Annotated in this window: 10 protein-coding genes; 3 read left to right on the top strand and 7 right to left on the bottom strand. The window is 63.9% G+C overall.

The genetic code is table 11. From position 1 onward, the window contains the following. Positions 1-58: 58 nt before the first annotated feature. The 5 genes from rtcA to CVN68_RS13265 all read right to left on the bottom strand — a co-directional run bounded on the left by rtcA (position 59) and on the right by CVN68_RS13265 (position 5,620). On the bottom strand, positions 59-1,084 hold the full coding sequence (gene rtcA, locus CVN68_RS13285; RefSeq protein ID WP_100282633.1) for an RNA 3'-terminal phosphate cyclase: 1,026 nt from the start codon (positions 1,082-1,084) through the stop codon (positions 59-61). Next, complete coding sequence (locus CVN68_RS13280; protein WP_100282632.1) at positions 1,081-1,875, bottom strand: nucleotidyltransferase domain-containing protein; 795 nt, start codon at positions 1,873-1,875, stop codon at positions 1,081-1,083. Before CVN68_RS13280 ends, rtcA begins: the two co-directional genes overlap by 4 nt. 8 nt (positions 1,876-1,883) lie before the next feature. Further along, positions 1,884-2,327 (bottom strand): hypothetical protein, encoded by a 444-nt coding sequence (locus CVN68_RS13275; RefSeq protein ID WP_100282631.1) that lies wholly within the window; start codon positions 2,325-2,327, stop codon positions 1,884-1,886. 53 nt (positions 2,328-2,380) lie between these two features. Beyond that, positions 2,381-3,607: an RtcB family protein gene (locus CVN68_RS13270; protein ID WP_100282630.1), complete on the bottom strand. Its 1,227-nt coding sequence runs from the start codon at positions 3,605-3,607 to the stop codon at positions 2,381-2,383. A gap of 462 nt (positions 3,608-4,069) precedes the next feature. Further along, positions 4,070-5,620, bottom strand: coding sequence for a vWA domain-containing protein (locus CVN68_RS13265; protein WP_100282629.1), 1,551 nt, complete (start codon positions 5,618-5,620; stop codon positions 4,070-4,072). A gap of 291 nt (positions 5,621-5,911) precedes the next feature. Between CVN68_RS13265 and rtcR the strand changes: the two genes are divergently transcribed. Continuing rightward, positions 5,912-7,510, top strand: a complete 1,599-nt coding sequence (gene rtcR, locus CVN68_RS13260; RefSeq protein WP_100282628.1) for an RNA repair transcriptional activator RtcR — start codon at positions 5,912-5,914, stop codon at positions 7,508-7,510. Positions 7,511-8,178: 668 nt separating this feature from the next. Continuing rightward, complete coding sequence (locus CVN68_RS24195; protein ID WP_267893700.1) at positions 8,179-8,307, top strand: hypothetical protein; 129 nt, start codon at positions 8,179-8,181, stop codon at positions 8,305-8,307. A 196-nt stretch (positions 8,308-8,503) separates the two neighbouring features. On the opposite strand, the gene CVN68_RS13250 is transcribed toward CVN68_RS24195, so the two are convergent. Together CVN68_RS13250 and CVN68_RS23230 are read right to left on the bottom strand one after the other, a co-directional pair. Then, entirely contained in the window at positions 8,504-8,872 is a 369-nt protein-coding gene (locus CVN68_RS13250; protein WP_100282627.1) for a YbaN family protein, read from the bottom strand. 25 nt (positions 8,873-8,897) lie between these two features. Further along, a complete protein-coding gene (locus CVN68_RS23230; protein WP_158298881.1) occupies positions 8,898-9,059 on the bottom strand; it encodes a biliverdin-producing heme oxygenase in 162 nt (53 codons plus the stop codon). A gap of 537 nt (positions 9,060-9,596) precedes the next feature. Here CVN68_RS23230 and CVN68_RS13245 point away from each other — a divergent pair. Then, positions 9,597-12,413 carry a TonB-dependent receptor gene (locus CVN68_RS13245; RefSeq protein ID WP_158298880.1) on the top strand — a complete coding sequence of 939 codons (2,817 nt, stop codon included), beginning with the start codon at positions 9,597-9,599 and terminating at the stop codon, positions 12,411-12,413. Positions 12,414-12,616 lie beyond the last annotated feature (203 nt).

The raw sequence follows: 12,616 nt of genomic DNA, 5'->3' as shown, positions 1-12,616 counted from the left end.
ATTGGCAGCCTTCCGTAAAAAGGTACCCGCTCCATCCGATGAGGAGCGGGTGGAGGAATCAAGCGTCGCGCTTTCGCCGCACCAGGTGGCAGCCGTTCGATTGCTGTTCGAACACCCAGCGCTGGCCGGTGAAGCGCTCGATGATGTCGCGTGCGGTAAGCGCATGCTGGCTCGGTTTCACCGTAGTAAAGCTACCACTTCCCGCCAGCGCGAAAGGCAGCAAAAGCTGGTCTGCCAGATAAGGTCCTGCGAATGCATCGGAAGCCAGAAACCCGGCCATGCGATGCGCAGCTGTCTTGGCGAGCGATTCCGCCGACACGCCCAACTTGCCGAAACCCGTGACGATCTCGGTGGCATGCTCGAACACCGCCTCCAGCAACAAGACATTGCCCGGGCCTTGCTCGTCCGGAAGCTGTCGAACAGCGAAGGCATCCTCCGGCCAGTCCGGCAGCAACTTGCGTGCGGTCACGATTTCGCGCTCCGCGATGTTGTGCGCCAGCGCCGCGAACAATGCCGTACCCGAGACGGAGCGGAGCGCGCCACGATCGAGGCAATCGACCGGCGCCAGCGTGCCCGGGCCGATATCTACTTCTATCCGTCCTCCACCGCGTGGATAGAAGCCATGGCGAACCAGCCGCATCTCGATCTGCGCGCCCATCCGCCGCACCACCGGCACGAACGCCTTCGCCATGAAGTCGAACGGCGGCGCCAGCATGTTGTGGGTACCGCCCTCGAGGACGAGCCGCGAGGGTCCGCCGGCCAGCAGCAGCGGCATCAGCAGCGTCTGGAAGACCAGCCCGGTGCTTCCCGCAGTGCCCACCGCGAAATGATACTCGCCGGGCGTGACACGGCCGGGGGTGAAGGTGAAGTCGGACGCACCGACCGCCACGCCTTCGCAGACGGCGCCACCGATCGCGCACGCCGCCTCGATTGCAGTGACGTGCTGGCGCATCAGCCCCGGCTTCTGGCGCTTGCCGCGCGCATTGGTGATGCGGAAGGGCTGCCCGGTGACGAGCGACAGTGCGCAGGAATTGCGCACCACCTGCCCGCCGCCCTCGCCTTCCGATCCGTCGATGACGATCATGTGTTTGCCAGTTCAAGAAAGAGTTGATCCGCGCGATCGACGAAGCGATCGCGCACTTTGCGCGCCGGAAGCTCGCCCGCCCGCTCGAGCTCGCCGCGGATCAGCGCGTCGATCTCGGGCAGCCGGGCGCCGTTCGCACGTTCGTTGGTGCGGGCCTTCGCCTCGACCAGCGCATCGATCTGCTCGACCAGCATGGTCGGCAGATCGCTGGCAGCGACCAGCGCCTGCAGGTTCATCGGCGGGCGCGATGCCGGGTTCAGCCGGATTGCACGGATCGCCAGCGCAGGGCGTAGCGCGTAGAAATACTTCTTCACCGGCACCGCATCCCCACCATCGAGCCACCGATCCGCCGCCAGCTTGCCCGATCGCGCATAGTGATAGGCAATCGCGCGCGGATTGAGCAGATCGTCCGCAAGGCTCCCCAGCCGGGCGACAAAGGGATGGTCGGGCCGGTAGCGGATCGGCGATTCGACCCATTCGCTCACCACCGCGTTCGACTTGAGCAGCAGGGTAAGCGCCTTGCGCACGTCCCAACCATTCAGATCGATCTCATCCTCGATGGGGGTCTCGATCACGTCTCGGCCGGGCACGAGCGACAGATACCAGTCGCGCGGCCGGACATAGAGGAAGCGCACGTCATAGTCGCTGTCGGGCGAGGGAAAGCCCCAGGCGCGGGAGCCGGATTCGACGGCGAGCAGCAGGCGCACGCCATGCTCGGCCTCGATCCGGTCGAGGCGGGTTTCGATCTCGCGCCGCACGGCGGGAGGAATGGTCTTGTCAGCCTGCGTCATCTTTCTTCTCACCAGAACATCCAGGGATCGCCGTGCCGGTCGTCCGACGGAGCGATGCCGAAATCATTTTGCCCGATCGACAGGTCGATCAGCGCGGCCCGCAGAAACGGGGCACGCTTCGCCCCAAGTCCAAGGACCAGCCGGTCTTCGACCGGCTCGATGCCGAGCGTTTCCTGCCCGGGCCAATATTCGATCCGCAGCCGCGCGAACCGGTCCCCCTTGGGCGGGCCGAAGTTCGGCAGGGCCCAGGTCTCCGGAGTCACCGAGCCAAGCACCAGCGTGCGGTGACTCGGCTCGCCTCCCGCGACCATGCGGTCGATGAGATCCGCAACTGACTCGCAGCCGACACGATCGGCATGGAAATGCCAACCGCGCCGGCTGCGATTGAGGATCGCGTAGCGCCAGACATAGAGGTGTCCCGCCTGCTGCCAGGCCGCTACGTCCATGGTCATCTTCGGCCCTTTCGGGAAAATGGTGGTGTGCGCCAAAGGCTGACGAGAGCCTTTTAGCCCTTCACGCACACCACCTGCTTGAGCGTATGGACGATCTCGACCAGGTCGGCTTGCGCCGCCATCACGGCCTCGATCGGCTTGTACGCCTTCGGCGTTTCGTCGATCACGCCTTCGTCCTTGCGGCACTCGACGCCCGCGGTGTCGCGGATGTGCTCGTCTAGCGTCACCAGCTTCTTCGCCGCGGTGCGGGACATCACGCGCCCCGCGCCATGGCTGCAACTGTCGAACGACTCGGGGTTGCCCAGCCCCCGGACAATGAACGACTTGGCGCCCATCGATCCGGGGATAATGCCCAGCACGCCCTTCGCCGCGCGGACCGCGCCCTTGCGGGTGACCAGCACGTTCTCACCGAAGTGGTTCTCGCGCTGGACGTAGTTGTGGTGGCAGTTGACTGCCTCCAGCTCCGCATCGAACGGCTTGGCGATCTGGCCCCGCAGCGCGCGGATGACGTTGGTCATCATCATCCGCCGGTTCAGCGCCGCGAAGTCCTGCGCCCAGCCGACCGCCTCGACATAATCGTCGAAATGATCGGTTCCCTCCGGGAAATAAGCGAGGTTCTCGTCGGGCAGGTTGATGTGCCACTTGCGCATGTCCTGCTTCGCCAGCTCGATGAAATAGCTGCCGATCGCGTTGCCGACGCCGCGCGAACCCGAATGGAGCATCACCCACACGCGCTGGTCCTGGTCGAGGCACAGCTCGATGAAGTGGTTGCCCGTGCCCAGCGTACCCAGATGCACCAGGTTGTTGGTGTTCTTGAGCCGCGGATATTTGTCGGTGATCTTATCGAAGCGCTGGGCGAGCGTCGCCCAGGCCTCGACGATCGCGGGCGGCGGGCTGCCCCAGGAACCGGTATCACGCTTGCTGCGCCCCACCGAACGCCCGTGCGGCACCGCCTGCTCGATGGCCGAACGGATCGCCTCCAGATTGTCGGGCAGGTCGCTCGCCACCAGCGAGGTGCGCGCCGCCATCATGCCGCAGCCGATGTCGACGCCCACCGCCGCCGGGATCACCGCGCCCTTGGTCGGGATCACCGAGCCGACAGTCGCGCCGATGCCGATATGGACATCGGGCATCGCGGCCACGTGCTTGAACACGAACGGCATCTGCGCCGCACGTGCAAGCTGGGCGCGCGCACCGTCCTCGACCGGCACGCCACGGGTCCACATCTTGATCGGCACGCCACCTTCGACGTGCTGGAAATCATACAAAGCCTCGGTCATCTCGACCTCCCTCAAATGCGATCATGGTGCCGGCGACGAAAATTGGCGAGACATCCCGGGCGAACCCGGGGGCGGGGTCGAACCGCCTCGGCCTTTCGGCCTTTACCGATGTAGTCCCACCGGCATTCGCCAGCTTTAAATGGGTCACGGCGACGAGAATGAGAAAGACACCCCGAAGGGCCGGTGCTCTACCAGACTGAGCTACTGCCCTTGCGGGGCAGGCGGGATTCGAACCCGCGACAGCCGCATTACCAATGTAGTCCTTCCCGGCATTCGCCGTGATGTTCGTGTCGGGCCGTGGCGACGAGAGTGACGAGAACGTCCTTGAGCTACCGCTGCAACGGGGGGACTCGAACCCCATCTCCCGTTCGGCATTGCTGCTTCCCGGGCGCTCTACGCTGGACTTTCGGGTTTCCCCCTGGAGCAATGTAATCCCGTCGGCATTCGCCACGGCCCTGTTCGTTAAACCTCCGTCTGCTTGACGATGCTCACCCAGTCGCGCGTGTCGCCGGAGACGAAGCGCGCGATGGTGTCGAACACCGCGTCGGAGAAACCTCCGACATTCAATATGTCCGCCCGGCCCTGCGGCGCCTGGCTGGTGCCGTGGGGCTGGATGTCGACGCACACGAGCCTGGCGCCCGGGTTGCGGTTCTTCAGCCGCTCCCATTCGCGGATGGTACCGGTCGCGCCATACCGGGTGGCGTCCACCCAGGATTCGTTGTCCGAGACGATCACGACCAGGTCGACCTGCGCCCGCTCCGCATTGAGCAGAGCGAGCGGCGCCGAGACGTTGGTCCCGCCCCCGCCGACCGCCGCCAGCTTCGCCGCATTGACGGCGACGCGGGCTTGCGCGTCCAGCTTCAGCTTCACCACTGCCTGCTCGAACGGAAGGACGCGGGTATCGCGATTGGTCCGCAGCATCGCCGCCGCGACCAGAGCCGCGACATCGATGCACCGCACCTTGGACGAGGCGCCCTTGCGATAGCCGGTCGCCGGTGAACCCATCGACCCCGACACGTCGGGGCAGACGACCACATGGCCCGGCACTATCGGCACGCGGACGAGCGACTGCTCGAGCGCATCCTCCAGCGCCGCCTGCACCTTGAGCGGCACGCCCTCGCCGGCCTGCCCCAACGCCACCATCAGCTGATAGGGCATCGGCTTCACCTTTCCGAGCGCATCCGCGTCGGCGAGCCGCGCGGCCACCGCATCGGTGACCCCCGCCACGCCGAACGCGCCGTTGCGCGCCAGGGTGTTGAGGTTCATCCGCAGCGCCTGCCACCCGATCCGCGTGGACAGTTCCGCCCAGTTCCCGGCGGTGAGCGGAAAGGCGGTGAGCCACTCGAAAGGCACCGCCGGCAACGGCAGCGACCGATCGGCCTTCCACGCCTCGAACGCAGCGACCTCGGCGGGCAGCGCGGCAACGTCATAAGGACGCCCGACCAGCCAGCCATAAAAAGCGCGCCGCGCCGCATCGGCGGGCTTGGGGTGAACCATGCGGACGATATCCGCCAGGCTCGGGTCCTTGCCCGTCGCCGCGGCCATCAGCTGCGGCATCGATGCCTGCTCCAGCCAGTGCTGGACCAGCCGCTTCGGCCGCGAGCCGAGCGAGGAACGCCCCACCTGACCTGAGCGCATGATCTGCACGAAGTTGCGCAGCATGCGGCCATTGTCGATCACGCGGTTGAACACCGCGACCGCAAGATCGGGATCGGCAACCGTTAGATAGGCCGCCAGCAGCGACGGCATGTCCTTCATCGCGCCCGACTGGCGGGCATAGACCGCCGCCTGCGCCACGAACCAGGGATCGCAGGCGCGGGCCGCTTCCAGCACGTCCATGAGCTGCGTGTCGGCCGCGCCATAGAAGCTGTCGGTCAGCGTGACGGTCGCCGCGAGTTGGGCAAGCTTGTGCTCGGCCCCATAGGCATAGGCCGGCGCGCCCTCGCGGTTTCGCGTGTCCGCGGCCGGCAGCAGCGTTGCGATCGCCGACGCGAAAAGTCCCTTGTTGGCCATTGTCCAACCTCCTGCTGGCGCCTGTGCGGCGCCGTGAAATCCTCGGGGGCGGCCAGCCCATTCCGGCCGCCCCGCGTCCGCCGCCGGGTCAGGGTGTTCGATTGCCCTGTCCGACGCCGATGTCCTTCGCAGGGGGCGTGCCAGTTTATCGAAGCGGGCTGCGAAATTCTGATAACGCACTCAATATCACTGCTTTTATTGAAAGGTTCGGTCCAAACACTCTCTCGCGACAGGGCCAAGGACCTTGAATTTGCTATCGCAAAGGATCAAAACTTATCCTATTGTATAAGTATGAAACCTCTGACTGTTATCGGATTTCTCGGATCAACGCTGGATGCGAGCAAGTTCGGTCCCACGCGCTGGAACAAGTGGCGCCCCTCGGTAGCGCTTACGATGCACGAGGATCTGCGCGTCGATCGCTTCATCCTGCTCCATGGCGCGCCGCATAGCCGTCTGGCCGATTATGTCGCCGAGGATATCCAGTCCGTATCGCCCGAGACGCGCGTCGATCTGCGCCGGCTCGACTTCAGCGATCCGTGGGACTTCGAGGAAGTGTACGGCAAGTTGCTCGATTTTGCCCGCGCCGAGCCCTTTGATCCCGATGCCGAGGACTATCTGATCCACATCACTACCGGCACGCACGTCGCGCAAATCTGTCTCTTCCTGCTCACCGAGGCGCGCTATCTGCCTGGGCGGCTGCTTCAGACCCAGCCCGCCAAGCGTGCCGAGGACGGAGGCGCGCCCGGGCGCTGGACTGCGATCGATCTCGATCTCTCACGCTACGACAGCATCGCCACGCGCTTCGCCGTCGCCGCGCAGGAAGGCACTTCCTTTCTGAAATCCGGCATCGAGACGCAGAGCGTGGCGTTCAACCGCATGATCGACGAGATCGAGCGGGTAGCGCTGCGCTCGAAGGCCCCGATTTTGCTGATGGGGCCCACGGGCGCGGGCAAGAGCCAGCTCGCCCGCCGCATCTACGAGCTGAAGCGCCTCAAGCATCAGATCGCGGGTCCCTTCGTCGAAGTGAACTGCGCGACCTTGAAGGGCGATAGCGCGATGTCCGCGTTGTTCGGGCACCGCAAGGGCGCCTTTACCGGCGCAGTCGCCGACCGGCCCGGACTGCTGCGCGCGGCGGATGGGGGCATGTTGTTTCTCGACGAGATCGGCGAGCTGGGGCTCGACGAGCAGGCGATGATCCTGCGCGCGATCGAGGACAAGCGGTTCCTGCCCGTCGGCTCGGACAAGGAAGCTGCGTCGGAGTTCCAGTTGATCGCCGGCACCAATCGCGATCTCGGCGAGGCAGTGGCGGCGGGCGGGTTTCGCGACGATCTCTATGCGCGGCTCAACCTGTGGACGTTCCAGTTGCCTGGCCTTGCCGAGCGGCGCGAGGATATCGAACCCAATCTCGACTACGAGCTGGACCGCTTCGCGGAGCGCGAGGGCGATCGTGCCAGCTTCAACAAGGAGGCGCGTCAGAGCTATCTCGCTTTCGCGACCAACCCCGATGCGACCTGGCCAGGCAATTTCCGCGATCTCGCGGCCAGCGTCACCCGCATGGCAACGCTCAGCCCCAAGGGCCGCATCGACATGGATTGCGTCGAGGCCGAGATCGGACGCCTGAAGCGCCTATGGTCCGGGCAGCGTGACGACGGCGCCGACGGGCTCACGGAAATTCTTACGCCCGACGCTCTTGCCGAAATCGATCCGTTCGACCGGGGGCAACTCGCCGAAACCATTCGGATCTGCCGGAAGAGCCGCTCGCTTTCCGAAGCCGGCCGCACGCTCTTCTCGGCGTCGCGCGCTCGCCGGACGTCGGCGAACGATGCCGATCGGCTGCGCAAATATCTCGCGCGGTTTGGACTGGAGTGGTCCGGCGTGACATCGGTTTAGCCAAACGCGATATCGTCAACGGGGACCGGTCGAGCGATATCGGCGCGCGAATATCGAACTGCTGGGACGACGGGGCCGGCATCGAGCACCAGAGAGAGGATGGAGCCGCGGGTGATGCGGAAAAGGGAATGCAAGACAAAGGTAATGCCTCTTAGGCACTGCTAAGTTATTGTCTGCACATCGCTTTTCACAGAGATAGGCAGCGGCGCGGCCGAGACTCGCGGTGCCGGGCTATCGTTAAGCCATTGAACTAATTACAATTTTGCCGCTACTCGATGGAGACATGGGGCGCCGAAGACGGGACGGGAACGGACTGCGAGATAAAAGTGCCGCCGTCGGCCGGGGCGCATGTGGTTGTTCGAATTGTAGAATTTCTGCCACCGCCTTACCCCTATACTCGAATTAGATGCGTGCGGCTTTGACAAGACCTCCGGAAATGGCCCGGAAGACGATCTTGCGGCCTCCGGTGCTGCTCAGGGTGACATTTGAAGACAGCGCATCCGGGCGGCGAACTTGGCCGGCGCCGAGTCCCACGCTCCCGCCGCGCCGGGACCCCTGAAGCGCGCGCTGCCGCTGAACGCGTGCGCCTCGCGGCGTCCAGATCGCCCAGCTGCGAGTCCACCCGATCAAGCCGGGCACCGGGAAGGTAGCGAAGGATCGTCGTGGAGATGATCGATTCGCCCGCCGACCGGGAAAGGCTGGAGACGCGGGCGAAGCGAGCGGGCATGCGCAACCGCACGCTGGAGCGGTTGATCAGCCACGAGACGGGAATGAGCTTCGGGCGCTGGCGCCAGTAACTCGGTGTCGTGCTAGCAGTGAAGTGGCTGGCCGGCGGTGTTTCGATCCAGCAGGTCGCTGGCGATCTGCGCCTATGAGAGCGTGCCGGTTCTCGTGGCGATGTTCCGAAAAGCGCTCGGCAGGTCGCCGCGCGCTGTATATGGCGGAGCGGCATTCGCGGCGGTTCTGAGCTGCGGCGCTGATCGTTTTCGCCCCCTATATCCGTCGCGGGCGAGGGCGGGTGAGGATGAAGACTGCGCAACCCGCCAATCCGAGCGCCACGATCAGATCGGCTGCGAGGCTCGGGCGGACGCCCCACCAGAACAGCGCATATCCGACCGCCATGCCGCCGCAGGCCATGAACTTGGCCCGAGGTCCAATCGCACCATCCTCGTGCCAGGCACGCAATGTCGGGCCGAACCGTGGGTGATCCAACAGCCAGGCCTCGAGCCGCGGCGAGGATCTCGCGAAACAAGCTGCTGCCAGGATCAGGAAGATCGTCGTCGGCATCAGCGGCAACAGCGCGCCGATAAAACCTAGGGCGACGAACAGGAACCCGAGTGCGAGCCACAGCCATCGCCGCATCGGGCCCGCGCGCCCGTCCGAACGCTTATCGGGCGAAATTGGCATCGACCAGCGCCCGAACATGGGCAAATGCAGCTTCTGCACCGGCAATCAAACGCGTGTCCTCCTCGGGTTCCAGTTCGAGCGCATCGAGCGCCCCGGTGAATTCGTGCCAATGCTGCGCGCGCCCATTCTTGTGAATGTTCATCCGGTCCTCCCGAGGCTCTGAAGTGTCGCAACCTCAGTCTGCTCGGTCGGGACCGGATGAACAACCTATCGAAACCTCACAGCTGGCCACCACCTTCCGCCGTTCAGAAGTGGCCACGCCGAAGATCGCCAGCGGATGTCAAGAAAATGGTGTGAAGTGGTCATTCCACCGCCTTATCCGGGCAAGCTAAAATGGGCTCCCGCCGGGCAAGCCGCACGCGTCGATGTCTTTGGAGGAGATGCCACTCGCTCATGTTTGCGTAGAGCCGTTGCGCGCTCTGGGTCAGTCGTCACTATCGGCCAAGTAAGTCCGTAGCTTGGCGCGGCATTCTTGTTTCCTCAGCACCCCATCGAACAAAGTCCATCGACAGCAGCGATGCGACGAACGGTTCAATACGTCGCGTGAACCGCAGGTCAGAACCGTTGCGTAGCCGTCTCAGCCGATAATAATGTAATTTGAAATACAAAAGCGGCGAAGTTCGCGCAAAAAAGGGGAAGATGGATGCATCGCTTGAAGGCCGTGTATTTGGCCGGTGGAATGTTGACTGCCGTTCCCGCTATAGCTCAAGGTGTAGAACCTGCGGCGCCTCCCGCAAACCAAACTAGTTCCGGCTCCCCCGGCCAAGGCGAGGTCACCGATCCGGCAGGAGTCGGGCAGGAAGACACTGGCACAGATATCGTCGTCACCGGCATCCGGGGCAGTCTTGCCACCTCCGCGCGGATCAAGCGGGACGCGCAACAGATTGTAGACACGATCTCTGCCGAAGATGTCGGCAAATTTCCCGACGCCAACATCGCGGAGTCCCTGCAGCGCATCACTGGTGTCGCGATCGATCGATCGGGCGGCGAAGGGCAGTTCATCACAGTCCGCGGACTAGGGCCCGAGTTCAACACCGTGCTGGTCAACGGCCGCGTCATGGCGACGGACAATCCCGGACGAGAATTCTCCTTCGACGTGCTTTCCTCGAACATGATCCAGCGCACCGACGTGTTCAAATCCAGTGTGCCCCAGCTTCAGGAAGGCGGAATCGGCGCGACGGTGAACATCGTCACGGCACGTCCGCTCGACGGGCAGTCCGGCTTTCATTTCGCCGCATCTGCCGGGGGCATATACGACACGCTGCGCGAAAAGCTGGGCCCCGACGCCTCCGCGATCGTCTCCTGGACCAATAGCGACAAGACGTTCGGCGCCGTGCTCTCGGGATCGTACACCGACCGCAAGAGCCAGCTCGACTTCGTTCAGACCGAAGGCTGGCTGTTCGGCCCGCAACAGGTAGTGAACGCCGCGCCCGACGCGACCGGCCTGCCGGCGAGCGTGGTGACGACCAGCGCCGTGATCCACACGCCGCAGAACATCCAGTTCAACCGTTTCCGGGAGCGCCGCCGCCGGGTCAACGTCGCCGGGGCCGTTCAGGCGCAGCTCGGCGACACGCTGTTGCTGACCGTGGACGGCCTCTATTCCAAGTTCGACGTGTTCACCGACCGCAATTTTTTCGCCAGTTTCTACGCACAGCCGTTCCTCGGCCTGCAGTTTGACGAGAATGGCACCGTCACCAGTTTCAATCGCTTCGGCACAGATTTCCTCGCCGCCAATCCCGCGATCCGCGACGCCGGCTATCCCGCGGGCGTGATGGACAACATCGTCGGCCCCAGCAACCGACTGACGGAAACCTACCAGACTGGCGGCAATCTGAAGTGGAACCCCGCCGACGACGTCGAGGTGCGGCTCGACATCTCGCGCACGCAGGCAGTGCAGCGCAATCCGGGCAAGTTCGTGGTGGTCGGCGCCCGCTCACGCACCGCACCCGGCTTCGACCTCAACAAAGGGAGCGATCTGCCGATCGCGTCGAACCTCGGCGACCTCATCGATCCGTCGATGATGACGGCGCATTATCTCGACGTTTCAGACAATCGCGCGCGAGACAGGGGCTCGGAATATCATCTCGATACCGACTACAAGGTGCATGACAGCATCCTTCAGACGGTCCGCATCGGTTTTTCCTATTCTGATCGCAACAAGGTCCGGCGGTCGTTCAACAACCAGGACGGTCAGTGCGCCTATTGCGGCTATGAGATCCCGATCGATCCCTCGCTTCTGCGCGTCTACACGCTCGACAATTATCTTGCGGGTGCCTCGGGGGCCGAGAGTGTGCCTCGGCAATTCTTCACCTACGACCCCGATGCGATCATCGCCTATCTTTCCGACCCGGCAAGGCTCGCGCTGCCGCGGAGCGGGCGCACTGCCGAGCAGCAGGCCGCAGAGGCGGCGCGGCTGCTCGCCTTGCCAGGCGGCCCCTTTGGCGTGCGGGAGAATCTGGGCAACCGGCTCGACGTGACCGAAAGGCTGTGGGCGGGGTATGTCGCGATGGAGTTCGGCGGCCCGCGCTGGACGGCGAATGCCGGCATCCGCGTCGTGCGCACTGAGACGATTTCGCGCGGCTTCGATCTGCCCGTCACCGGCATCACCACGACGCCCGGCGATGATACCCTGACCTACACATTCGGACCATCGACCGCGATCGAGGTCAGGAACAGCTACGTCAACGCGCTGCCGTCGGCGAACATCAAGTATAATGTGACCGACAAGCTGATTGCGCGCGCGGCCTATTCGCAGACGGTCACGCGACCGACGCTCACCGATCTCGGCGTGGACAACAATTTCGGCGGCCGTGTCTCCGTGCCGCTTTCGGGTGGAGGCAATCCGACCCTGCTTCCCTTCAAGTCGACCAACTACGACGTGTCGGTCGAATGGTATCTGTCGCCGGTTAGCTATGTGAGCGTTGGCGGATTCCACAAGGACCTGAGTGATTTTCTCGAACTGCAAACCCTGCCGGTGACACGCTTCGGCCGCACTTTCCAGGACACCCGCACGCGCAACGGACAAAGCGGCTATATTCGCGGGATCGAAATCGGCGGCCAGTACGCCCTCGACTGGCTGCCCGGATTCGCATCCGGCTTCGGCGTCACCGGCAATTATACCTATGTCGACAGCCGGGTGCAGCGCGATCAGGCGCTGGCCGATTATGATTGCGGGTATAACGGGCTCTCGCCGCACTCTGCCAACGGAAGCGTTTTTTACGAGAAGTACGGCATTTCCGCGCGCGTATCGTACAACTGGCGATCGGAATATCTTCGCGCCTGCCGCTCGAGCCAAGGGCGACCGCGCAACCGATCCAGCTACGGCCAGCTGGATTTCAACCTCGGCTATGATGTCACTTCGAACTTTCAGCTCTACGTCCAAGGCGTGAATGTCACCAAACAGCGAGTGGACGAATGGTCGGCCATCGAGGATCGGTTCTTGCTTCTCCAGGATACAGGCGCACGATACAATTTCGGCGTTCGGGCGAAGTTCTAGCCATTGTCGCATTATCTGCGACGCGCTCCGTATCGCGGCAAACCAGCATGATACGCCATTCGGCTGCGAGATCGTTACCATTCCCATTGGATGGAACGGCAGCTCACAAGCCTCGGCACAAAACCGGTAGCGGCGGCAGTTGGGCGCATCGCTGTCGCCAGCCTTAGCGATGATATCGTGTCGGTTGCGAACGCACTTCTTTG

It is taken from the genome of Sphingomonas psychrotolerans (assembly GCF_002796605.1).
GTDB classification, from domain to species: Bacteria; Pseudomonadota; Alphaproteobacteria; order Sphingomonadales; family Sphingomonadaceae; genus Sphingomonas; species Sphingomonas psychrotolerans.
The sequence above is the reverse complement of the archived record's forward strand: the minus strand, read 5'-3'. Positions and strand labels throughout refer to the sequence as shown.